General features: G+C 64.2%; 19 protein-coding genes. 16 read left to right on the top strand and 3 right to left on the bottom strand.

All coding sequences use genetic code 11. The annotated features are described in order from the left end of the window. Nucleotides 1–261 precede the first annotated feature (261 nt). From FJW10_RS02560 to FJW10_RS02550, 3 genes are all read left to right on the top strand, one after another. Nucleotides 262–1,506, top strand: a complete 1,245-nt coding sequence (locus FJW10_RS02560; protein WP_140830745.1) for an OmpP1/FadL family transporter — start codon at nucleotides 262–264, stop codon at nucleotides 1,504–1,506. Nucleotides 1,507–1,796: 290 nt separating this feature from the next. Continuing rightward, the gene (ilvD, locus tag FJW10_RS02555) at nucleotides 1,797–3,521 is read left to right on the top strand and encodes a dihydroxy-acid dehydratase (RefSeq protein ID WP_140865561.1); all 1,725 of its coding nucleotides are present in this window, start codon (nucleotides 1,797–1,799) and stop codon (nucleotides 3,519–3,521) included. Further along, on the top strand, nucleotides 3,508–4,347 hold the full coding sequence (locus FJW10_RS02550) for a tetratricopeptide repeat protein (RefSeq protein WP_140830743.1): 840 nt from the start codon (nucleotides 3,508–3,510) through the stop codon (nucleotides 4,345–4,347). Before ilvD ends, FJW10_RS02550 begins: the two co-directional genes overlap by 14 nt. 71 nt (nucleotides 4,348–4,418) lie before the next feature. Here FJW10_RS02550 and FJW10_RS02545 read toward each other — a convergent pair whose 3' ends face one another. From FJW10_RS02545 to erpA, 3 genes are all read right to left on the bottom strand, one after another. Then, nucleotides 4,419–4,712, bottom strand: coding sequence for a hypothetical protein (locus tag FJW10_RS02545; protein WP_140898108.1), 294 nt, complete (start codon nucleotides 4,710–4,712; stop codon nucleotides 4,419–4,421). A gap of 71 nt (nucleotides 4,713–4,783) precedes the next feature. After that, on the bottom strand, nucleotides 4,784–5,578 hold the full coding sequence (gene xth, locus FJW10_RS02540) for an exodeoxyribonuclease III (protein ID WP_140830739.1): 795 nt from the start codon (nucleotides 5,576–5,578) through the stop codon (nucleotides 4,784–4,786). Between the two features lie 158 nt (nucleotides 5,579–5,736). Beyond that, nucleotides 5,737–6,084 carry an iron-sulfur cluster insertion protein ErpA gene (erpA, locus tag FJW10_RS02535; protein WP_140646699.1) on the bottom strand — a complete coding sequence of 116 codons (348 nt, stop codon included), beginning with the start codon at nucleotides 6,082–6,084 and terminating at the stop codon, nucleotides 5,737–5,739. 70 nt (nucleotides 6,085–6,154) lie between these two features. Here erpA and FJW10_RS02530 point away from each other — a divergent pair, with 70 nt between their 5' ends. The 13 genes from FJW10_RS02530 (at nucleotide 6,155) to FJW10_RS02470 (ending at nucleotide 22,212) form a co-directional block, all read left to right on the top strand. Further along, a complete protein-coding gene (locus FJW10_RS02530; protein ID WP_140898248.1) occupies nucleotides 6,155–7,384 on the top strand; it encodes a deoxyguanosinetriphosphate triphosphohydrolase in 1,230 nt (409 codons plus the stop codon). 61 nt (nucleotides 7,385–7,445) lie between these two features. Then, nucleotides 7,446–9,203: an arginine--tRNA ligase gene (gene argS, locus FJW10_RS02525; protein WP_140898106.1), complete on the top strand. Its 1,758-nt coding sequence runs from the start codon at nucleotides 7,446–7,448 to the stop codon at nucleotides 9,201–9,203. A gap of 103 nt (nucleotides 9,204–9,306) precedes the next feature. Then, a complete protein-coding gene (locus FJW10_RS02520; protein ID WP_140898104.1) occupies nucleotides 9,307–12,756 on the top strand; it encodes an SPOR domain-containing protein in 3,450 nt (1,149 codons plus the stop codon). A 133-nt stretch (nucleotides 12,757–12,889) separates the two neighbouring features. Then, nucleotides 12,890–13,909 carry a beta-N-acetylhexosaminidase gene (gene nagZ, locus FJW10_RS02515; RefSeq protein ID WP_140830732.1) on the top strand — a complete coding sequence of 340 codons (1,020 nt, stop codon included), beginning with the start codon at nucleotides 12,890–12,892 and terminating at the stop codon, nucleotides 13,907–13,909. 62 nt (nucleotides 13,910–13,971) lie between these two features. Further along, nucleotides 13,972–14,772 carry a ScpA family protein gene (locus tag FJW10_RS02510; RefSeq protein WP_140830894.1) on the top strand — a complete coding sequence of 267 codons (801 nt, stop codon included), beginning with the start codon at nucleotides 13,972–13,974 and terminating at the stop codon, nucleotides 14,770–14,772. Further along, the gene (scpB, locus tag FJW10_RS02505) at nucleotides 14,769–15,524 is read left to right on the top strand and encodes an SMC-Scp complex subunit ScpB (protein ID WP_140830730.1); all 756 of its coding nucleotides are present in this window, start codon (nucleotides 14,769–14,771) and stop codon (nucleotides 15,522–15,524) included. The genes FJW10_RS02510 and scpB overlap by 4 nt, the downstream gene beginning before the upstream one ends. A 181-nt stretch (nucleotides 15,525–15,705) precedes the next feature. Beyond that, nucleotides 15,706–15,924: a twin-arginine translocase TatA/TatE family subunit gene (locus tag FJW10_RS02500; RefSeq protein WP_140830728.1), complete on the top strand. Its 219-nt coding sequence runs from the start codon at nucleotides 15,706–15,708 to the stop codon at nucleotides 15,922–15,924. 83 nt (nucleotides 15,925–16,007) lie between these two features. Then, the gene (gene tatB / locus FJW10_RS02495) at nucleotides 16,008–16,736 is read left to right on the top strand and encodes a Sec-independent protein translocase protein TatB (protein ID WP_140898102.1); all 729 of its coding nucleotides are present in this window, start codon (nucleotides 16,008–16,010) and stop codon (nucleotides 16,734–16,736) included. Then, a complete protein-coding gene (tatC, locus tag FJW10_RS02490; RefSeq protein WP_140830725.1) occupies nucleotides 16,733–17,596 on the top strand; it encodes a twin-arginine translocase subunit TatC in 864 nt (287 codons plus the stop codon). The genes tatB and tatC overlap by 4 nt, the downstream gene beginning before the upstream one ends. Nucleotides 17,597–17,787: 191 nt before the next feature. After that, nucleotides 17,788–19,092, top strand: a complete 1,305-nt coding sequence (gene serS, locus FJW10_RS02485; protein WP_140830723.1) for a serine--tRNA ligase — start codon at nucleotides 17,788–17,790, stop codon at nucleotides 19,090–19,092. Nucleotides 19,093–19,096: 4 nt separating this feature from the next. Next, on the top strand, nucleotides 19,097–19,855 hold the full coding sequence (gene surE, locus FJW10_RS02480; protein ID WP_140898100.1) for a 5'/3'-nucleotidase SurE: 759 nt from the start codon (nucleotides 19,097–19,099) through the stop codon (nucleotides 19,853–19,855). A gap of 47 nt (nucleotides 19,856–19,902) precedes the next feature. Further along, nucleotides 19,903–20,556, top strand: coding sequence for a protein-L-isoaspartate(D-aspartate) O-methyltransferase (locus FJW10_RS02475; protein ID WP_140830720.1), 654 nt, complete (start codon nucleotides 19,903–19,905; stop codon nucleotides 20,554–20,556). 138 nt (nucleotides 20,557–20,694) lie between these two features. Then, nucleotides 20,695–22,212, top strand: coding sequence for a peptidoglycan DD-metalloendopeptidase family protein (locus FJW10_RS02470; RefSeq protein ID WP_140898098.1), 1,518 nt, complete (start codon nucleotides 20,695–20,697; stop codon nucleotides 22,210–22,212). Nucleotides 22,213–22,288: the final 76 nt, after the last annotated feature.

Raw genomic sequence — 22,288 nt, 5'->3', positions numbered from 1 at the left:
GCGCCCCATTGTTGCCATAATGTAACAATGGGGCCCGCGAGCCCTAAAAACGGCTGTTTTTGCCCTTTTTGGGTAGTTTCTTCGGGTTTTTTCGACCGTTCGACCCCGGTTGGCGCGATTCAGACGCCGATTGCGGTGCCAGCCACCATGGCGAAAATACGTGCTGTCAAGATGTACATGTACAGCTCCTGAAATCGTTGTTGCGTCGTTAACCCGAATTGGTTCTAGCTTGAGCCACTTGTATTTCGGGGAGGGATTTCCATGAACATCTTGCGGCTCAAAGCTCTGGCGGGGGCAGGCTGCTTTTCGATCGCGTTGATCGGCGCGGCGATGCATCCCGCGCATGCCGGCGGCCTGGAGCGGGGCGGCTACGACATTGACCTGCTGTTCGACCCGGCGCCGGTCGCGACGGAGGCGGAAGCCACGTATGTGATGCCGGATCGCAAGTACAAGAATGCCACTGGTCCGGGGGGCTTCAACTTTCTCAGTTCCACGGCAGATGGGGCCGAGCCCTATTGGGTACCGCGCATTGGGGTCAAAGCCCAAGTTGTTCAAGGCGTCGACTGTATGGTCGACTATTCACAGCCTTGGGGCGCCCACACCGCTCCTGGCACGTCGTGGAACGGCGCGTTCTCCAATGTCGAAACGGATATCAAGAGCAACAACTACGCCGGTACATGCTCCTACAAGTTTGATGCCGGTAAGGGCCAGCTACGTTTTATCGGCGGCGTGTTTTATCAGGACATTTCAGGCTTCAAGGAAAGCTTGGTGGGTTTCAATCCATTTGGGCCGTCACCGATTGGTCGCGTCGACCTAGAGGCCAGCGGCTGGGGCTGGCGAGCCGGTGTTGCCTACGAAATCCCTGAGATCGCGCTTCGGGCCAGTTTGGTCTACAATTCGCAGGTCAAGCTCGACAACATCTCTGGAACGCTGACTTTGCCGGACGGCTTGGGAGGGACTGCAGCCACGCCAATCTATGGCTCGACGCAGTACATGCCTGACTCGGTCGAGTTGAAATTGCAGTCGGGTATCGCTCCCGGCTGGCTGGCCTTTGGTTCGATCAAGTGGGTTAACTGGAGCACTCTGCAAAGTGTTCCGATCTGTTCCGAACAGACCAAAGGTTTGGCTGCGTGTACAACCGTTTCTCCGCTTCCGGTTCGGCTTACCTCTCTTGACCTGATGTATCGCGACGGCTGGACCGTTTCCGGCGGCATAGGTCACAAGTTCACTGATCAATGGAGCGCCGCTGGTCAGCTTACCTGGGATCGCGGCACGTCGCACGGCTATGGCGTCCAAACCGATACCTGGACGCTCGGCGGCGGTGTTGCCTACACGCCTCGGCCAAACATCGAGCTACGCTTGGCTGGTGCTATCGGCGTCATGACCAGCGGCCATTCTGGCACGCTTACCGACGAGAATGGCTATACCGCGGGCGAAGACGCTACCTATGACGTCGGCAATGATCTGATCACGGCGATTTCAGGCGGAATCAAGATCAAGTTCTAAGTTTCTGAAAATTCATCGAAAAGGCCGGGCAGTGCTCGGCCTTTTTTGCTGTGTCAATGATGCTTTGGGTTCGCCGCTCCGCCCGCTGTTGCAGATTCGCCGCGCAACTGGCGCCCCGTACGATTGTGGCGTTTTGGCAACAGTTTATGAACAACCCCCGCGCTAAAGGACTTGCCGAGGGAACTGCCCATTTCCCGCCATAAACCCGGAGCACCCGAGATATGTCCCGGGATGCGTGCCAGGTTGGCGCGGCGAGGGGACCGGCCGCGGGGTGTGCGGCAAGGACGATGATGGACGCCAAGGCAATCTCCAAGGCCAAGCTGCCCAGCCGCCACGTGACCGTTGGTCCGGCGCGCGCGCCGCATCGTTCGTACCTCTATGCCATGGGCCTGTCGGCGGCCGAGATCGCGCAGCCTTTGGTCGGCGTCGCCAGCTGCTGGAACGAGGCCGCGCCCTGCAACATCTCGCTGATGCGCCAGGCGCAAGTGGTCAAGAAGGGCGTTGCGGCCGCCAACGGCACGCCGCGCGAGTTCTGCACCATCACCGTCACCGACGGCATCGCCATGGGCCACCAGGGCATGAAGTCGTCGCTGGTGTCGCGTGAGGTGATCGCCGATTCGGTCGAACTCACCATGCGCGGCCATTGCTACGATGCCCTTGTCGGCCTCGCCGGCTGTGACAAGTCGCTGCCCGGCATGATGATGGCGATGGTGCGCCTCAACGTGCCCTCGATCTTCATCTATGGCGGCTCGATCCTGCCCGGCAGCTACCGCGGCCGGCAGATCACCGTGCAGGACGTGTTCGAGGCGGTCGGCCAGCATTCGGTCGGCACGATCAGCGATGCCGAATTGCTCGAGATCGAGCAGGCGGCCTGTCCTTCCGCCGGTTCCTGCGGCGCCCAGTTCACCGCCAACACGATGGCCACCGTCGCTGAAGCAATTGGCCTCGCGCTGCCCTATTCCTGCGGCGCGCCGGCGCCCTACGAAATGCGCGACCGCTTCAATTTCGCTTCGGGCGAAAAGGTGATGGAGTTGATCGCCAGGAACATCCGGCCGCGCGACATCGTCACGCGCAAGGCGCTGGAGAACGCGGCGACCGTGGTGTCGGCCACCGGCGGCTCGACCAACGCGGCGCTGCATTTGCCGGCGATCGCGCATGAGGCCGGCATCAAATTCGACCTGTTCGACGTGGCGGCGATCTTCGAGAAGACGCCCTACATCGCCGACCTCAAGCCGGGCGGCAAATATGTCGCCAAGGACATGTTCGAGGCCGGTGGCATTCCGCTCTTGATGAAGACGTTGCTCGACCACGGCTATCTGCATGGCGACTGCATGACGGTCACTGGCCGCACTTTGGCCGAAAATATGGAGCACGTTGCCTGGAATGAGAGCCAGGATGTTGTGCGTCCCGCCAATCGGCCAATCACCAAGACAGGCGGCGTTGTGGGCTTGAAGGGCAACCTTGCCCCTGAAGGTGCGATCGTGAAGGTCGCGGGCATGTCGGAACTGAAATTCTCCGGTCCGGCGCGTTGCTTCGATTCGGAAGAGGAGTGCTTCGAAGCGGTCACGCAGCGCAACTACCGCGAAGGCGAGGTTCTCGTCATCCGCTACGAGGGGCCGCGCGGCGGTCCGGGCATGCGCGAGATGCTGTCGACGACGGCGGCGCTCTACGGCCAGGGCATGGGCGGCAAGGTGGCGCTGATCACCGACGGGCGCTTCTCCGGCGCCACGCGCGGCTTCTGCATCGGCCATGTCGGGCCGGAGGCGGCGGTCGGCGGGCCAATCGGGCTGATCAAGGATGGCGATTTGATCTCGATCGACGCCGTGAAAGGCACGATCGAAGTGGCCCTGTCGGACGCCGAACTGGCGGCCCGGGCAAAGAGTTGGAAGGCGCGCAAGACCGACTATCAGTCCGGTGCGATCTGGAAATATGCGCAGGCCGTAGGGCCGGCCCGCGACGGCGCGGTGACCCATCCGGGCGCCGCAGAAGAAACGCACTGCTATGCGGACATCTGAGGTGTTGAGGTCGTCTGTCTTGTCGGCACTGGTCGTGATCGCCGGTCTTGGCGCGACCTTGGGCGCCGTCGGGCAGGCCATGGCCTTCGACGACAAGGTGTTCGACGACAAGACCGGCGTGAAGCCGCAGTCGAGCCCCTGGGCGGTGTTCCAGTTCGGCTTCTCCGCCTACAAGAGCGGCCATAAGGAACAGGCGGTCGAAGCCTATAAATACGCCGCCGAGAACGGCCAGATCGGCGCCACCTGGAAGCTTGCGCGCATGTATGCCGAAGGCGACGGCGTGACGCGCGACGACTACGCCGCCTTCAAGTTCTTCTCGGAAATCGTCGATCAGGATGTCGAGCCCGGCTCGCCGGAAGAGAGCTATGTGTCGGACGCGCTGGTGGCGCTGGGCGACTATCTGCGCAAGGGCATTCCCGGCACGCCGGTCGAGGAGAACGACGTCGCGGCGCAGGAATACTACATGCGCGCCGCCGCCAACTATCGCAATCCGAACGCCCAGTTCGAGATCGGCCAGATGTTCCTCAAGGGCGAGGGCGGCGTGAAGGCCAGCGTCAAGCAAGCCGGTCGCTGGCTGCAGCTCGCGGCCGAGAAGGGCCATGCCGGCGCGCAGGCGACGCTCGGCAACCTCCTGTTCCAGAGCGGCAAAGTGGTGCGCGGCCTGGCGATGATGACGGCCGCGCTCGAGCGGGCTCCGGTGGCCGACCAGCCCTGGATCCGCAACATGCAGGAAGAGGCGTTCGCCGCGGCCGGCGAGGCCGATCGCCGGACCGCGATCTCGCTCGCCGACGATATCCTGACCAAGGGCAACAACGGCGACCAGTAAGCGCCGCTTTTCTCACGCGAATTTCAAGAAGATGCCAGCGTCCGGCCTGCGTCGACAACCGTAGCGCAGGATCAGTTCTCGGTCGGCTCCGTCGGCGCAGGGCCAGGCGACGGGGTCGACATCGACGTCGGGTGCGGCTTTGGCGCTTCGCCCGGACATTCGTCCTTGATCCTGGTCCAGGACGTGTTGTTGAGAACCATGTCGCAACGGGCGAGGTAGCTCTCGCCGGCCAGCATCAGGCACGCCGTCTCGCCGACGTTGAAGGACTTGCCGTTGGCAAGACAGGTTGGTGCCGCCAGCAACGGCGTCGGCGCGGCAAGCGCCAAGGCAAGGCCGGCTGGCCAGAAAAGAAATCGGATCGCCATTCAACCCCCACAGCAAGCCGCATCAAAGACGGGATTTGTGGCGATACTGGGTCCGGGAGCCTGGCAACGTCTCAGGCGGGCAGCAGGCTGAGCTCGATCGCGACCGGCACATGGTCGGACGGTTTTTCCCAGGCGCGGACATGTTTTTCCACCGAGGCCGACGCAAAACGGTTGGCGGCTTCGGGTGACAGCAGCAGGTGGTCGATGCGGATGCCGTTGTTCTTCTGCCAGGCGCCGGCCTGATAGTCCCAGAAGGTGTAGACGCCGGCCGAGTCGGTCACGGTGCGCACCGCTTCGGTGAAACCGAGATTCTTCAACCGACGGAAGGCTTGCCTCGTCTGCGGCTGGAACAGCGCATCGCCTAGCCAGTTTTCGGGAAACCGGGCATCGGCGGGTTCGGGAATGACATTGTAGTCGCCGGCCAGCACCAGCGCCTCCTCGAGCCGCAGCCGTTCCTGCGCCCAGCGCTCCAGCCGCGCCATCCACGCCAGCTTGTAGGAAAACTTCCTCTCATCGTCGATCGGGTTGCCGTTCGGCAGATAGAGCGAAGCGACGCGCAAGGCGCCCTGGTCGGTGGAAAAAACGCCTTCGATGAAGCGGGCATGATCATCCGCATCGTCGCCAGGCAGGCCGCGATTCACCTCGTCGAAGGGAAGCTTCGACAGGAGAGCGACGCCATTAAAACTCTTCTGGCCGTTGGTCTCGACATTGTAGCCCAGCGCCTCGATCTCGGCGCGCGGGAACTGGTCGTCGACCGTCTTGATCTCCTGCAGGCACACGATGTCCGGCGCGCTTTCGGTCAGCCAGTGGGTGAGGTTGCCGATGCGGGCGCGAACGCCGTTGATGTTCCAGGTGACGATCTTCATGCAGGCCTCGATGCGGTTCGGACGGAGGGCGTTCGACGGGCTCGATCGTATTGCCTGCGCGGGCCTTTAGAAAGGCTGTCCATGCGCATTCCTGCCAATAGCCGGGCGACAGCATCGGCTGGTTCGCACCGGTCACAGGCTTGCGAAGTTTCGGTCGATCAGATGGAGAAGCTGGTGCCGCAGCCGCAGGAGGCGACAGCGTTGGGGTTCCTGATCTGAAAGGACTGGCCCATCAGGTCATCGACGAAGTCGATCACCGAGCCGCCCATATAAACCAGCGACAGGTCGTCGATCAGGACGGTCGCGCCATCCTTCTCGATGGCGACATCGTCATCGTTGCGGCTGCCGACGAGATCGAATTTGTAGGAAAAGCCGGAGCAACCGCCGCCTTCGACGGAGACGCGCAACGCCGTCTTGCCCGGTTCGCCGGCAACGATCCTGGCGATCCGCTTGGCCGCGGCATCGGTCATTTCGACCTTCATGGCAGTCTTGGCGTCCGCGCCCATCGGCGTCACCTTGCTTTCGGTTTCACATGATAGGTATGAAGCGGGCGTGGCCAAGTCAACTGGTGGGGCAATGGACGAGCGGCAGGGCAAGGATGCTCTCGGCGACATCGGATTCGGCTACCGGCCGCGCGCGGCCTATGCGAGCGACCCGGCGCGCTCGCGCGGGCGCCTGTTCGACGAGCCCGAAAGCCCGACCCGCACGCCGTTCCAGCGCGACCGCGACCGCATCATCCATTCCACCGCCTTCCGCCGGCTGAAGCACAAGACCCAGGTCTTCGTCGCGCATGAGGGCGATCACTACCGCACGCGGCTGACGCATTCGATCGAGGTGGCGCAGATCGCACGCGCACTGGCGCGGGCGCTGCGCGGCGACGAGGATCTCGCCGAAGCAGTCGCCCTTGTACATGATTTCGGCCACACGCCCTTCGGCCATACCGGAGAGGACGCGCTCAACGAGAAGATGGCCACCTGGGGCGGCTTCGACCACAACGCCCAGTCGCTGCGCGTGGTCACGCGGCTCGAGCGGCGTTATGCCGAGTTCGACGGTCTGAACCTCACCTGGGAAACGCTGGAAGGGCTGGTCAAGCATAACGGCCCGTTGACCGATGCGAGCGGGAAGGGGCTCAAGGGTCCGGTGCCGCAGGCGATCCGCGACTATTCCGAACTGCACGACCTCGAACTCGACCGCTTCGCCGGCATCGAGGCGCAGTGCGCCGCGATCGCCGACGACATCGCCTACAACACCCATGACATCGACGATGGTCTGCGCGCCGGCCTGCTGACGCTGGACATGCTGCAAGGCGTCGGCCTACCTGGCTCGATCCTGAACGGCGTGCGCGCCAAATATCCTCAGCTCGACGATGTCCGCACCGGCCACGAATTGTTGCGCCGGCAGATCACGCTGATGGTCGAGGATGTCATTACATCGACCGCTGCCAACGTCGAGCGTCTCAAACCGAACAGCGCCGATGCGGTGCGCGCGGCGGGCGAGACCCTGGTGACCTTTTCGCCAGGGATGGCCGCGGCCGAAAAGGAATTGAAGGCTTTCCTCTACAAGCATCTCTACCGGCACCCGGAAGTGATGCGGGTGCGGGCCGAGGCCGAGCGCATCGTGCGCGAGCTGTTCGACGTCTATTTCGCCGATCCGCGCGCCATGCCCGACGGCTGGCGCGAAGGGCTCGACAGGGCCGAGGATCGCATCAAGGCGCGCAGCGTCGCCGACTTCCTGGCCGGTATGACCGACACCTATGCGCTCAAGGAACATCGGTGTCTGTTTGACCATACGCCCGATTTGAGCTAGGGCGAGCCTCGATTTTGCCGGCCAGGCTGCCGGTCGTCTCTTAAAGCCCAGAGCATATCCAATGAATATCTTCGCTGATTTCAACGCGCGGATCGTAAAGGCCGTCGAAGCCCTTGATCTCAAGGACAAGGAGGGGGCCGCGCTCGACCTGTCGCGTGTCGCGGTCGAGCCGCCGCGCGATGCAAGCCATGGCGATCTCGCCACCAATGCGGCGATGGTGCTGGCCAAGCCCACCGGACAGAACCCGCGCGCGCTTGCCGAAAGACTGGCCGAAGCGCTCCGCACCGATGAAGACATTGCCTCGGCCGAGATCGCCGGGCCGGGCTTCGTCAATCTCAGGCTCAAGGACGCGTTCTGGCACGTGCATCTGACGACGTTGCTCGGCGAGGGGCGCAACTATGGCCGCTCGACCATCGGCGGCGGCCGCAAAGCCAATGTCGAATATGTTTCGGCCAACCCGACCGGCCCGATGCATGTCGGCCATTGCCGGGGTGCCGTGGTCGGCGACACCTTGGCCAATCTGATGGCCTTCGCCGGCTACGACGTGACCAAGGAATATGTCATCAACGACGCCGGTTCGCAGATCGACGTGCTCGGCCGCTCGGCGTTCCTGCGCTATCGCGAGGCGCTCGGCGACAATATCGGCGAGATCCCGTCCGGTCTCTATCCGGGCGACTATCTGGTCCCCGTCGGCCAGGCGCTGGCCAAGGAATTCGGCCGCGGCCTGCTGCAGATGCCGGAAGAGGAAGCGCTGGCGATCGTCAAGGACCGCACCGTCGACGCGATGATGGCGATGATCCGCGAGGATCTGGCGCTGCTCAACGTGCATCACGACGTGTTCTTCTCCGAGCGCACGCTGCATGCCGACAACGCCAAGAGAATCCGGGCGGCGATCGCCGCCCTGACGCTCAAGGGCCACATCTACAAGGGCAAGCTGCCGCCGCCCAAGGGCGAGAAGCCGGACGACTGGGAAGACCGCGAGCAGACGCTGTTTCGCTCGACGGCGGTCGGCGACGACATGGACCGGGCGCTGGTCAAGTCCGATGGCTCGTTCACCTATTTCGCCGCCGACGTCGCCTATCTGAAGGACAAGGTCGAGCGCGACTTCGTCGACCTGATCTATGTGCTCGGCGCCGACCATGGCGGCTATGTGAAGCGGCTGGAGGCGCTGGCGCGGGCGGTTGCCGGCGACACGGTCAAGCTCACCGTGCTGCTTTGCCAGCTCGTGAAACTGTTCCGCGACGGCGAGCCTGTCCGGATGTCGAAGCGGTCTGGCGATTTCGTCACCCTGCGCGACGTGGTGGAAGAGGTCGGCCGCGACCCGATCCGCTTCATGATGCTTTACCGCAAGAACGATGCGCCGCTCGATTTCGACTTCGCCAAGGTCACGGAGCAGTCGAAGGACAATCCGGTGTTCTATGTGCAGTACGCGTCGGCGCGCTGCCATTCCGTCTTCAGGCAGGCGAGCGAGCAGCTCGGCGAGGCGAACTTCGACCGCAACCGGCTGGCGGCTTCCGTGGCTGCGCTGACCGACGAGGGCGAAATCGCGCTGATCCGGAAGCTGGCTGAATATCCAAGGTTGATCGAATCCGCGGCGCTTTCGCTGGAGCCTCACCGGCTCGCATTCTACCTTTACGATCTGGCTTCCGGCTTCCATGCACAGTGGAATCGCGGCCACGACAACCAGGACTTACGTTTTGTTAAGGTTAACGACCGAGAATCAACTTATGCCAGACTAGGGCTGGTGCAGGCTGTTTCGGATGTTTTGACCTCCGGCCTGACGCTGATCGGGGCAGACGCGCCCACTGAAATGCGTTAGGTTTAACTAAAAAACCTGTCACCTTTTGCCCACATTGCGCTGGTAAGGGCCAACCCTGCGCGACGTCCATGGCGTCCGACTGTGTGCGAGTTCGGGAACAATAATGGCAGACAGAACCCCGCTGAAAGTAGCCGACCACAACGACATCGCCGACGATGATCCGTTCGCGGAGCTGACCCGGATCATGGGTTTCGACCCGCGCCAACCGGTGCGGCAGTCGGCTCCTGCGGTCGAGAAGGCCGCGCCGGCCAATCAGGCTCCAGCGGCGGACGATTTCGACATCGACCTCGAAAAGGAGTTGATGGGAGAGTTCGATTCCGTCGAGGAAAGCGAGCCGGTCGCTCAGCAGGCTGCCCTGCATCAGATCGGCCATGAGCCGGCTTTCGAGGCCGCCAGCGCCGCCGCGAATGACGACGAGCTGACTGCGTCCTTCGAGCAGGATTTCGTGTTTGACGACGCGGCGGATCATGCCGATTTCGCCGTGGCCCATGTGCCGGAGGCGGATTTCGCGCCGGAGGCGCATTTTGCAGCTGAGCCGCATTTCGCGCCGGAGCCACAAGAAGCTCCCGAGCCGGAAGTCGCTTTTGACGATGATTTCGACAAGGCCGTCGCCAGTTCGCTGGATGTCTCGCCGCTCGAAGACGAGCTTCCGATCGATCAGGAAATGGCGGCTTCGCTGGACCAGGATTTCCAGCTCGACCATCACGAACCCGCCAACCTCGACTATCACGAGCCGGCTGAGGCCCGTCAGGCCGCCGTCGAAGCCGTGCAGGCCGCGAGCGAAGAGGCGTTCAACGCCGATTTCGACAATGCCGTCCAGATGTCGCTCGAAGACGAACTGTCGTTTGAGAGCCACGAGCCGGAGCAGCAGGCGCAAGCCGTCGAGCCGGTCGAAGTCTCCGCGGCCGATCCGCTGATTTCCGAGGACGATTTTGCCGGTCACTTCGACCAGGCGATGACCGATGTCAATCTCGGCCAGGCTCAGGATTTTCAGGAGCCGGAGCCGGCAGCAATTGACGATGACCCAGCGCCGATGGTCGAGGTGCCGACCGAGACGGCCCATTTCGCCGCCGAGCCGGAGTTCGCCGCGCCTGAACCTGCCGCCGCGCTGACCCTCGATGACGATTTCGAACTGAGTTTCCGCGATGCGCTGAACGAGGAGCCGCAAGCTCCGGCCATCGAGCCCGCCGCCGCGCTGCAGCCGGCCGCGGTCGAGGCGGCTCCTGTCGTCGCCGCCCCGGTTCCGCCCGTCGCCGCCGCGCTGGTTCCGCCGGTCGTCGCCGTCGAATCGGCGAGGCCGGCGGCCAGCGAACGCAGCCTGGAAGACGAGCTCAATGCGCTGCTCGGCGCCATGACCGCGCGACCGATGCCGGCCGTCAGGGAGCCCGCTCCCGCGCCACGTCTGGTTGCGGAACCCGCAAGCTACGCTGGCGGGAAGGCGGCGGCTGATGATCTCGACTGGGATCTCGACGAGCACCAGTCGGCGCAAAACGGGCAGGGCGCTCAGCCGGCAGAAAGCGACATGGACGACCTGCTTGCCAGCGAACTCGATCGCCAGGATTTCTCAAGCTCGGCCAAAACCGAGGCCGATGTTGATTTCGATGACGATTTCGGCGCTGCTTTCGCCAAGAGCATCGAAGCTGAACAGGCAGCTGCCGCCACCGCAAGGTCTCCGGTAAATTCCTCCGATTGGCTGCATTCGACGCCTACGGAATCAGGCAAGTCGTGGAGCCGCTCGACCCCGACCTCGGCTCCGCCGGTGCAGGCTTCGTTTGCCGCGCAGCCGGCGCCCTCGGCTCCGGCGCAGATGGCCGCGCCTTCAGCGCCAGTGCAGATGGCGGCGCCAGCCTACCGCAGCGAACCGGCGACGGATTATTCCGCCTATGCCATGCCGGCGCAGCCGCCGGCGCCTTCGTCGCCGCCTCGCCAGCACGAAGATGTGCCGGATGTCGAGACGGTCGATGTGCCGGAGCGCGTGGTCGCGCTCGCGGACGACCTCGACATTCCGGAGCTCAGCTTCGAGGAAGACCAGCCGGCGGCGGCCGCTTATGACGATCTCGATGCGGAATTCGCCAGCCTGCTCACCGACATGAATGCGACGGAGATCGCGTCGGCGCCCGCGCAGAACCGGGGCTATGATGACGAATCCTACAGCGCCGGCTTCAACGGTTATGACCGTCGCGACTTGCGCACCGAGGCTCCGGCGGCTCCGGTAGCCCCGGCGTCGTTTGCCGTCGCCAACGATTACGACGCCGACGACCTGCCCGGCAGCCGGCCGGTTTCGCAGGCGGAGGATTTCGCCGCCGATGAGCTCGACTACGATCCCGAGCTCGAGGAAGCGATGGCGATCCCCGGGCTTGCCGAGCGCGAGGCGGCGCAGCCGCGTCGGCGCGGCGTGATGATCGCGGCGCTGGTCGGCGCCGTGGTGGTTCTCGGCGGCCTTGGCGCGCTGGCCTTCTCCTTCGGCGGCAAGGGCGGCAGCGAGGCTCCGGTTATCGTCAAGGCCGACAATTCGCCGATCAAGGTGAAGCCCGAAAATCCGGGCGGCACGGTGGTGCCGAACCAGGACAACAAGGTTTATGACGCGGTGGCCAAGGGCGGCGGCGCGGCCAAGCCCGCCGAGCCGGTGCAGCAGAAGCTGGTGAACACCACCGAGCAGCCCGTGGACCTGGCATCGAAGGAACCGCCGCCGAGCCGGGTCGTCGATCTCGCGCCCAACGACAACGACGCCGCGGCCGGCACTGACGCCGCCGACGATTCAGCTGCAGCCCTGCCTGGCGTCGCGCAAGCGACCGTGCCGCAAAGCGCGCAACCTGCCGCGCCGGCAAGCGCGCAGCCGGCAGCGCCGGCGCCGAAGGCGGAAGACCGCATCGCCCAGGTGCTGCAGCAGGATGCCGACAACGCCGTCAACAACGACGTCGTCGCCGTCGCGCCGCGCAAGGTGAAGACCATGATGGTGAAGCCGGACGGCTCGCTGGTGCCGCGTGAAGACCCGGCCCCGGCCGCCCCGAAGGTCGCGGCGGCCGAGCCGAGCGATCCGGCGCCGCAGCATGTCGCGCCGGCCTCCGACGGCCAGCAGACGGGAACCGTGGCTTCCGACGCGGGCCAGGCCGGTACGGACCAGGCCGATGCGCCGGCCGTCAAGCCGGCGAAGCCCGCGAAGAAGGCTGAAGCCAAGGCTCAGTCGGCCAACACGCCGGCGGTGGTGCCGGTGGCGCCGGCGCGTCCGTCCGACCAGCCGGTGGATATCGTCGGTGAGGTCAAGCCGGACCAGGTCGCTTCGATCGATCCGGCGGTAGCCGCCGGCGGCGGCTCGTGGTCGATGCAGATCGCCTCACAGCCGACGGTCGAAAGTGCGCAGTCGACCTATCAGGACCTGCAACGCCGCTACGGCAGTGTGCTCTCCGGCCGCACCGCCAACATCGTCAAGGCCGAGGTCGCGGGCAAGGGCACCTTCTATCGCGTTCGCGTTCCGGCCCAGTCGCGCAACGATGCGATCAACCTTTGCACCAGCTACAAGGCGGCCGGCGGCAACTGCTTCGTATCGCGCTGATTGAATCAAGCCTATCAAAGCCGGCGCCGCCGCAAGGCCGCGCCGGCTTTTCGTTGTGGACGGTCGTGGGCTTTGGCTGGTCGGAGGGCAGGGGTGATTCCCTTTGCCCGCTCAAAGCCTTAAGCTTCCGTGCATGAGCGAATCAAAATCCATGATCCTCGGCTGCGCCGGGAAATCCCTCACCGAAGACGAAATCCGCTTCTATCGCGATGAACGTCCCTGGGGCTTCATCCTGTTTGCGCGCAACATCGGCGAAGCCGGGCAGATCCGCGACCTTGTCGCCTCGATGCGCGACTGCGTCGGCCGCCCGGACGCTCCGGTCTTCATCGATCAGGAAGGCGGCCGGGTGCAGCGCCTGCGTCCGCCGCTGGCGCCGAACTATCCGGCCGGCGGCGCGCTTGGCGCGTTGTGGCGCGACGATCGCGAGGCCGGCCGCCGCGCCGCCTGGCTTATGGCGCGGCTGCATGCCTTCGATCTCTCGCGCCTGGGCATCACTGCCGACTGCCTGCCGGTGCTCGATGTGCCAGTCGAAGGCGCCAGCGACGTCATCGGCGCGCGCGCCTATGGCAAGGAGCCCAATGCCGCGATCGAGCTTGGCCGGGCTTCGGCCGAGGGGCTGATGTCCGGCGGCGTGCTGCCGGTGATGAAGCATATTCCCGGCCACGGCCGCGCCTTTGCCGACACGCATTTCGCGCTGCCGACCGTCGATACGCCGTTCGAGGAACTCAGCCGGCATGATTTTGCCCCGTTCAAGGCGTTGAACGAGCTGCCGATGGCGATGACGGCGCATGTCGTCTACAGCGCCGTCGACCCCGACAATCCGGCGACCACATCCGCCAAGGTCGTCGACCAGGTCATCCGCGGCGAGATCGGTTTCGACGGGCTGCTGATGAGCGACGACACCTCGATGAAGGCACTTTCTGGGGATTTCCCGACAAAGGCGGCCTCGATCCTTGCGGCCGGCTGCGATCTCGTCCTTCACTGCAACGGCGTTTTCGAGGAGATGTCGGGGATCGCCTCGCGCACGACGGCGCTGTCGGGCAAGTCCTTGGCGAGAGCCGAGCGGGCGCTGACCTATATAGAGGATCGCGACGTCGCCGACGAAACCGCGATACGCGCAGAATTCGCCACCTATTTCGAAGCGGTGGCCTGAACCGAAGGGACGAAAAGCAAGTGGCGGAGACATTGGAAAGCAAGGCCGCGAAGGCCGCACCGATGGACCGTCTATGGGCCGAGAACGACGATTCACGCCTGACCGGCGACCCGTCGCTGGTCGTCGACGTGGCCGGCTTCGAAGGCCCGCTCGATCTTCTGTTGCATCTTGCACGGAACCAGAAAGTCGATCTGGCGCGCATTTCGATCCTGGCGCTCGCCGAGCAATATCTGGCCTTCGTCGAGAAGGTGCGGGCGCTGAGACTCGAGCTCGCCGCCGACTATCTGGTGATGGCGGCGTGGCTCGCCTTCCTGAAGTCGAAGCTGCTGATCCCGAAGCAGCCGGGCGAAGAGGGCGAAAGCGGCGAGGAACTCGCGGCGGTGCTGCAATTCCGGCTGAAGCGGCTGGAAGCCATGCGCGACGCCGCGGCGCGCCTGGTCAACCGCAACCGTCTCGGCCGCGACGTCTTTTCGCGCGGCCTGCCGGAAATGGTGATCATCGAGAAGCGCAACAGCTTTTCGGCCTCGCTCTACGACCTGCTCACCGCCTACGCGCAGCAGCGCCAGAAGCAGGCGATCAACAATGTGACGATTGCCAGGCGCGCCGTTTGGTCGTTGAAGGATGCGCGTGAGGTGCTGGCGCGGCTGATCGGCTCGGTCGGCGACTGGACGACGCTCGACAGCTTCCTGATCGAATATCTGGCCGCGCCGGAAGAGAAGCGCACGGCGATGGCCAGTTCCTTCGCGGCGACGCTGGAAATGGTGCGCGAGGGGAAATTGGACATGCGGCAGGACCAGGTGTTCGCGCCGATCTATCTGCGCGGCCGCGCGCAAAGGGTAAGGGCAGTCGAGGTGGTATCATGAGCGAACGCGCCAACGCTTCGGTCATCCCGTTCAAGGTCGAGGACGAACCGGAAGACGAGATGGCGGAGCAGGGTTCCATCGAAAACCCGGCCGAGCGGCTGCAATTGTCGGAGGCCGTGCGCATGGCAGAGGCGATCATTTTCGCCAGCGCCGAGCCGGTCAGCGAAAAGCAGCTTGCCGCGCGCCTGCCGGAAGGCATGAACATTGCCGCCGCCATGGCGGATCTGCAGGAAATCTATGCCAAGCGCGGCGTAAACCTGGTACGGGTCGGCGATGCCTGGGCTTTCCGGACCGCAGGCGACCTGGCTTTCCTGATGAGCCGGGACTCGGTCCAGCAGAGAAAGCTTTCGCGCGCGGCGCTCGAAGTGCTGGCGATCATCGCCTATCACCAGCCGGTCACGCGCGCCGAGATCGAAGACATCAGAGGCGTCGAGACGTCGAAAGGCACACTCGATACGCTGCTCGAAACGGAGTGGGTCAGGATGCGCGGCCGCCGCCGCACGCCCGGACGGCCGGTGACCTACGGCACCACCGACGCTTTCCTCGATCATTTCGCGCTGGAGGAGATCCGCGATCTGCCCGGCATGGAGGAGTTGAAGGGGGCTGGCCTGCTTTCGACGCGCATGCCGGCGAATTTCTCGATGCCGGTGCCGCCGGCCGATCCGGACGCGCTCGCCGAAGACGAGGACGCGCTGACCGATATCGACCTCGAGGAGCTCGGGCTGCTGACGCCGCGCGTCACCGACGAGTGATCATCAAATCGCCGCGAATGGTCTATTAGCAGAGGCTGCGCGGATTCGTAGCAAGCCGCTCACGCCGAAAGTGCGTGACATCCGCTAGCCATTTTATCAACTTCGAAGCGGTTGTGTTTGAATCCCCGAGCGAAAACGCATAGATCATCGCCAGGGAAAAACATTCGAGAGAGATTTAGCAATGGGTTCATTTTCGATTTGGCACTGGATGATCGTGCTGGTCATCGTGCTTCTGGTGTTCGGCCGCGGCAAGATCCCGGAATTGATGGGCGACATGGCCAAGGGCATCAAGAGCTTCAAGAAGGGCATGGCCGACGACGACGCCGACGACAAGCGTACCGTTGAACATCGCTCCGACGAGACCGTTTCGCCGGCCAAGGAGAAGGTCAGCAAGAGCTGATCTCGGTTGTTGCTTTGAGCTTGCCGTTGTCCCAAAACCGCTTCGCATTTTTGGGCGGCAGGCGCTCGTCGGAATAGATTGTCATGTTCGAAGTCGGTTGGAGCGAACTGCTGGTGATCGCGGTCGTCATGATCGTGGTCGTCGGGCCCAAGGATTTGCCCAACATGTTGCGCACCTTCGGCCGCACCGCGGCGAAATTGCGCGCCATGGCCGGCGACTTTCAGAAGCAGTTCAACGAAGCGCTGAAGGAAGCCGAACTCGACGATGTGAAGAGTTCGATCGATAGCCTTCGCGGTCTCAATCCGCTGAACGAGGTGCGCAAGCAGCTCAATCCGTTCGAGCAGGCCGCGGCCGACGTGCGGTCCGGCGTCGATACGATGATGAAGCCCAAGCCGGCCGCCGATCCGACAGCACCGGCCGCTGAGACTCCGCAGGCCGCCGAGCCGCTCAAGAATGGCGCGACGGACATGCCCGGCGGTAATGGAGCCGAGGCTGCTGCGGCCGCTCCGATCTTCCCGGCCATGACCGACGCCTCCGTCACCGCATCGGTTTCCGAGACCGCCGCGCCGGCCCGGCCGGCGAAAAAGGCTGCGACCGTCAAGGCAAAGACGACCGGCGCCACGGCAAAGGCAGTTGCGGCGGCGAAGGCACCGGCCGCAAAGGCGCCGACCAAACCCTCGCCGGCCTCGGTTAAAGTCGCGGCGCCCGCCAGGAAGGCGGCGCCCAGGGCTGAGGCAAAGCCAGCCACGGCGAAGAAGCCGGCTGCGAAGAAGGCAACCGACAGCAAGAAGATGGCGGGCGACACCAAGTGAGCGTTTCGGACAAGGAAAAGGAAGAAATCGAAAAATCGTCCGCGCCGCTGATCGAACACCTGATCGAGCTGCGCCGCCGGCTGATCTGGTCGCTGGGTGGCTTTTTCGTCGCCTTCCTCGTCTGCTTCTTCTTCGCCAAGCGCCTGTTCAACCTGCTTGTCGTCCCCTTCAAATGGGCGACACAGTGGGCAGGGCTCGACCCGCACAAGGTCGAGCTGATTTATACCGCGCCGCAGGAGTTCTTCTTCACCCAGGTGAAGCTCGCCATGTTCGGCGGCATGGTGATCGCCTTCCCGCTGATCGCCACGCAGATCTACAAGTTCATCGCGCCGGGTCTCTACAAGAACGAGCGCGGCGCCTTCCTGCCGTTCCTGATCGCTTCGCCCATCCTGTTCCTGATGGGCGCCTCGCTGGTCTATTTCTTCTTCACCCCGATGGTGATGTGGTTCTTCCTGGCCATGCAGCAGACCGGCACCAACGACCAGGTGCAGATCTCGCTGCTGCCGAAGGTGTCGGAATATCTCAGCCTGATCATGACTCTGATCTTCTCCTTCGGCCTGGTGTTCCAGTTGCCGGTGGTGACCAGCCTTTTGACGCGCGTCGGCATATTGTCGTCGCAGGCGCTGGCCGAGAAGCGCAAATGGGCGATCGTCCTTTCCTTCGTCGTTGCGGCGGTGCTGACGCCGCCCGATCCGATGAGCCAGTGCGGCCTCGCCATTCCGACCATCATCCTCTACGAGGTCGCCATCTGGTCCTCGCGCATGATCGAGCGCGCCCAGGCGCGCGACCGCCTGGCGCGCGAGCAGGCAGAGGCGGGGAGTTCGGTTTCGAGCGACACGCCGGACACCTCGGCCTCCTGACCTAAACGGCGCCGCCTGGGGCAGGAAATCGCAGCGGTCCATTTACCCGCCGTCTTGCATCGACGACGGATGCGGTTTACGCCCTCGATCCTTAAAGCGCGCGACGCGGTTTAAGTCTCTATTTTCATGCATGTCGTTGCCCAGAACCGCGGCACACTTGTGGGCGACATGCATTAGTTTGAGGATCGATCATGCTTGACATCAAATGGATTCGCGACAACCCGAAGGCCCTTGTCGAGGCGCTGGTGAAGCGCTCGTGGCCGGCGGGCGAGGCGCAGTCCACGGTCGACGATCTGGTCGCGAAGGACGAGGCGCGGCGTTCGCATCTCAGCGAGTTGCAGGTCAAGCAGGAGCGTCGCAACGCCGCCTCGAAGGAGATCGGCAACGCCATGCGTTCGGGCGATTCAGCGCTTGCCGAGAAGCTCAAGAGCGAAGTCAGCGACATCAAGGTGTTCATCCAGAATGGCGAGGCGCGCGAGCGCGAGCTCGACAAGGCGCTGGAAGACGCGCTTGCCGTGCTGCCCAACGTGCCGCTCGAAGACGTGCCTGTCGGCAAGGACGAGCACGACAATGTGGTCAAGCGCATCGTCGGCGAGGTGCCGACGCGGCCGAACTGGGTGAAGGAGCATTTCGAGGTCGGCGAAGCACTCGGCATGATGGATTTCGAGCGCGCGGCGAAACTGTCCGGCTCGCGCTTCACGGTGCTGAAAAGCCAGCTGGCGCGCCTGGAGCGCGCGCTCGGCCAATTCATGATCGACCTGCACACCACCGAGCACGGCTATGAAGAGATCATCCCGCCGCTGATGGTGCGCGACGAGGTGCTTTTCGGCACCAACCAGCTGCCGAAATTCGAGCTGGACCTGTTCTTCACGCCGCATGGCGACAGTCGCCTCGGCCTGATCCCGACCGCCGAGGTGCCGCTGACTAACCTCGTGCGCGAGGAAATCACCGCGCATGAGAAGCTGCCGCTGCGCTACACCGCGCTGACGCCATGCTTCCGCTCGGAAGCGGGTTCCGCCGGTCGCGATACGCGCGGCATGCTGCGCCAGCACCAGTTCTACAAGGTCGAGCTGGTCTCGATCACCGACCAGGAAAACTCGATCGCGGAGCATGAGCGCATGACGCAATGCGCCGAAGAGGTGCTGAAGCGGCTCGGCCTGCCGTTCCGCACGGTGACGCTATGCACCGGCGACATGGGTTTCGGCGCGCGCAAGACCTACGACATCGAGGTCTGGCTGCCGGGGCAGAACGCCTATCGCGAAATCTCGTCCTGCTCGGTCTGCGGCGATTTCCAGGCCAGGCGCATGGATGCCCGCTACAAGGACAAGGACGGCAAGGGCAATCGCTTCGTCCATACGTTGAACGGCTCGGGCACCGCGGTCGGCCGCGCTCTCATAGCCGTCATCGAAAACTACCAGAATGAGGATGGCAGCGTAACCATTCCTGAAGTGCTGCGGCCTTACATGGGTGGTCTTACCAAGATCGAATCGAAGTGACCGCATGCGCATTCTCCTGACCAACGACGACGGCATCCACGCCGAGGGGCTGGCGTCGCTCGAACGCATAGCCCGCACGCTGTCGGACGATGTCTGGGTGGTGGCGCCCGAGCAGGACCAGTCCGGCTATGCGCATTCGCTGTCGATTTCGGAGCCGCTCCGGCTGCGCAAGATCGGCGAGAAGCATTACGCCGTGCGCGGCACGCCGACCGACTGCGTCATCATGGGCACGAAAAAAATCCTGCCCGGACAGCCGGACCTGATCCTGTCCGGCGTTAATTCCGGCGCCAACATCGCCGACGACGTCACCTATTCCGGCACCGTTGCGGGCGCCATGGAAGGCGCGCTGCTCGGCGTGCGCTCGATCGCGGTCAGCCAGGCCTATTCCTATGTCGGCGAAGACCGCGTCGTTCCTTATGAGACGACTGAGGCGCTGGCGCCGGCGCTGCTCAAGCGCTTGGTGGAAACGCCGCTGCCCGAAGGCGTCCTGCTCAATGTCAATTTCCCTAACTGCGCGCCCGACGAAGTGGAGGGCACTGTCGTTACCGCGCAGGGCAAGCTGGTGCACAGCCTGTGGGTCGACGAGCGGCGCGACGGGCGCGGCCTGCCTTACTACTGGCTGCGTTTCGGCCGCGAGCCGGTCGAAGGCAAGAAGGGCACGGACCTCCATGCCATGCGCAACCGGCTGGTGTCGGTGACGCCGCTGCAACTCGACCTCACCGCCCATGAACTCCGCGACCAGCTGACCAAGGCGCTGTCATGAACAAGGCGTTGGCATGAATAGGGTTTTGGCATGAGCACGGTTTTGGCATGAACACGGGCATCGACGACCGCGAAGGTTTCGCCGCTTTCCTGCTCAGGCTGCGCGGTAGGGGCACGGCGCCGAAGGCGCTGGTCGCGGCCTTCGAGGCGACGCCAAGGCGTGGTTTCCTGTCGGCCCAGTTCCATGCGATCGCCTGGTCGGACGGCATGTTGCCGATCGAATGCGGCGAGGCGATCGAGGGCGCCGATCTGCAGGCGGCGGTGATCGCGGCGCTTCACATCGAGCCGGGCAATCGCGTGCTCGAGATCGGCACCGGCTCGGGTTACACGGCAGCCGTCATGTCGAGGCTTGCGGCGCGCGTCATCACCATCGACCGCTACAAGACCCTGACCGAGCAGGCCAAGCAGCGCTTCGAGGCGCTTGCCATCAGCAACGTCATCGCCCGCCAGGCCGACGGCTCCAACGGCCTGCCCAATGAAGGGCCGTTCGACCGCATCGTCGCCTGGGCGGCCTTCGAAAGCCTGCCGCGCTTCCTGCTCGACCAACTGTCGAGCGGCGGCATCGTCATCGCGCCGATCGGCCCGGAGGAGGGCGAGCAGGTGCTGGCCAAACTCACCAAGGTGGGCAGCCGCTTCGAGCGCGAGGATATCGGCATGGTCAGGCTGCAGCCGATCCTGCGCAGCGTCGCGATGGTGATTTAGCGGGCCTCACAGTCCTCGCCAAAATTTCCGCCAATGTTTTAAGAAAATTTTCGCCGGATTCTAATGGGTTAACCGCCCAGTAACATTAACGCGCTTTAATCGTGACCAGTTTGTACCGGGTCTGTGCGGGTTAGTGCGATGCAATTCAATCACTTGAAGGCAAACAGACGTAATCTGGCGCGCGGTTGCGCTGTCCTGATGATTGCCGGCGCGGCGGCCGGGTGCAGTTCCCAGTCGATGCGCTTCAACGGTGTCGATGATGTCTTCACATCCTCCACCAACAATCAGCGCGCCATCATCAACAAGCAGAATGTCGACCAGCCCTATCCGGGCGACACGGTCGCGCCTGCGCCGGTCGACGGCACCCATACCCAGTCGGTGAGCCGCTCGAGTCTCGATCCGGTTACGGCGCAGCAATTGCCGCCTCCCTCGGCGCCGGCAAAGCCGATGCGTACCGCCTCGGCTCCCGCCCTCGCGCCGGCTCCGGCGCTTGCTCCCGCGCCGCATCTCGACAGGACGGCCACCGGCACGGTTGCCACTGCCAAGCCGTTCAAGACCGCCGAGCCCGATGCGGTGCGCAATGCGAGCGCTGCGCCGCACGCGACCGAAATCGTGGTGCGGGACGGCGAGACACTTTCGGGCCTGGCGGCGCACTACCATGTGCCGGCCGATGCCATCGCCAAGGTCAACGGGATCGATCCGAAGAAGGGCATTCGCAGCGGCCAGAAGATCGTCATCCCCGCCTATGCCTATTCGAGCAAGGCGGAGCCGAAGGTCGCCGAAGGCAAGCCGACGAACACGCCGAAGCAGCCCGCTCCGGAGAAGGTCGCCGTGCTGCCGCAGCAGCCCAAGGTCAAGGACGGCAAATCCGCCGCTCAGGTCGATACGTCGGCCGCGGCCGCAGGTTCCAAGAACCCGAAGCCCGCGCCGCAGATGGCCGAGGCCAAGCCGGCAGGCGCCGGCGGCTCCTACACCGTGCAGTCGGGCGACTCGCTGTCCTCGATCGCCAGGAAGACCGGCGTCAGCGTCGTGGCGCTGAAGCAGGCCAACGGCATGCAGGACGGCTTGCTCAAGATCGGCCAGACGCTCAAGGTCCCGGCCGGCGGCACGGTCGTGGCGACCGCCAAGCCTGCCGCTGCCAAGCTTGCCGTCGATCCTGTAACGACGGCGACGACGCAGCCGCCGGCGAAGACCACGCCGTCGCAGACGCTCGCCTCCTACACGCCACCGAAGAAGGACGCCAAGGTCATCCAGCAGGCCGAGGACGACGATGCGGTGGCCCCCGACGCGACCGGCATCGGCAAGATGCGCTGGCCGGTGCGCGGCCGTGTGATCTCCGGCTTCGGTTCCGGCAAGGACGGCGTCGACATCGCGGTGCCGGAAGGAACGCCGATCAAGGCGGCCGAGAACGGCGTCGTCATCTATGCCGGCGACGGTCTCAAGGAATTCGGCAACACCGTGCTGGTGCGGCACGAGAACGGTCTGGTCACCGTCTATGGCCATGCGAGCTCGATCGAGGTGCAGCGCGGCCAGAAGGTCAAGCGCGGCCAGGAGATCGCGCTGTCGGGCATGAGCGGCACGACCGACTCGCCCAAGCTGCACTTCGAAGTGCGCAAGAATTCGGCTCCGGTCGATCCGACCGGCTATCTCGAATAGAACAAGAACCGTTTTGCGGGCCGCCTGACCTCCAGTCCGGCCCGCCGTCTTCAGCTCGCTCCGCAAGGAGCGGGCT

It is taken from the genome of Mesorhizobium sp. B4-1-1 (assembly GCF_006439375.1).
Taxonomy (GTDB): Bacteria; Pseudomonadota; Alphaproteobacteria; order Rhizobiales; family Rhizobiaceae; genus Mesorhizobium.
This window is presented reverse-complemented; position numbering and strand designations above follow the sequence as displayed.

Excerpts from the sequence above, each read along its gene's own strand:
- FJW10_RS02560 (WP_140830745.1), top strand. The coding sequence starts at position 262 with ATGAACATCTTGCGGCTCAAAGCTCTGGCGGGGGCAGGCTGCTTTTCG.
- ilvD (WP_140865561.1), top strand. The coding sequence starts at position 1,797 with ATGGACGCCAAGGCAATCTCCAAGGCCAAGCTGCCCAGCCGCCACGTG.
- FJW10_RS02550 (WP_140830743.1), top strand. The coding sequence starts at position 3,508 with ATGCGGACATCTGAGGTGTTGAGGTCGTCTGTCTTGTCGGCACTGGTC.
- FJW10_RS02545 (WP_140898108.1), bottom strand. The coding sequence starts at position 4,712 with ATGGCGATCCGATTTCTTTTCTGGCCAGCCGGCCTTGCCTTGGCGCTT.
- xth (WP_140830739.1), bottom strand. The coding sequence starts at position 5,578 with ATGAAGATCGTCACCTGGAACATCAACGGCGTTCGCGCCCGCATCGGC.
- erpA (WP_140646699.1), bottom strand. The coding sequence starts at position 6,084 with ATGGGCGCGGACGCCAAGACTGCCATGAAGGTCGAAATGACCGATGCC.
- FJW10_RS02530 (WP_140898248.1), top strand. The coding sequence starts at position 6,155 with ATGGACGAGCGGCAGGGCAAGGATGCTCTCGGCGACATCGGATTCGGC.
- argS (WP_140898106.1), top strand. The coding sequence starts at position 7,446 with ATGAATATCTTCGCTGATTTCAACGCGCGGATCGTAAAGGCCGTCGAA.
- FJW10_RS02520 (WP_140898104.1), top strand. The coding sequence starts at position 9,307 with ATGGCAGACAGAACCCCGCTGAAAGTAGCCGACCACAACGACATCGCC.
- nagZ (WP_140830732.1), top strand. The coding sequence starts at position 12,890 with ATGAGCGAATCAAAATCCATGATCCTCGGCTGCGCCGGGAAATCCCTC.
- FJW10_RS02510 (WP_140830894.1), top strand. The coding sequence starts at position 13,972 with ATGGACCGTCTATGGGCCGAGAACGACGATTCACGCCTGACCGGCGAC.
- scpB (WP_140830730.1), top strand. The coding sequence starts at position 14,769 with ATGAGCGAACGCGCCAACGCTTCGGTCATCCCGTTCAAGGTCGAGGAC.
- FJW10_RS02500 (WP_140830728.1), top strand. The coding sequence starts at position 15,706 with ATGGGTTCATTTTCGATTTGGCACTGGATGATCGTGCTGGTCATCGTG.
- tatB (WP_140898102.1), top strand. The coding sequence starts at position 16,008 with ATGTTCGAAGTCGGTTGGAGCGAACTGCTGGTGATCGCGGTCGTCATG.
- serS (WP_140830723.1), top strand. The coding sequence starts at position 17,788 with ATGCTTGACATCAAATGGATTCGCGACAACCCGAAGGCCCTTGTCGAG.
- surE (WP_140898100.1), top strand. The coding sequence starts at position 19,097 with ATGCGCATTCTCCTGACCAACGACGACGGCATCCACGCCGAGGGGCTG.
- FJW10_RS02475 (WP_140830720.1), top strand. The coding sequence starts at position 19,903 with ATGAACACGGGCATCGACGACCGCGAAGGTTTCGCCGCTTTCCTGCTC.
- FJW10_RS02470 (WP_140898098.1), top strand. The coding sequence starts at position 20,695 with ATGCAATTCAATCACTTGAAGGCAAACAGACGTAATCTGGCGCGCGGT.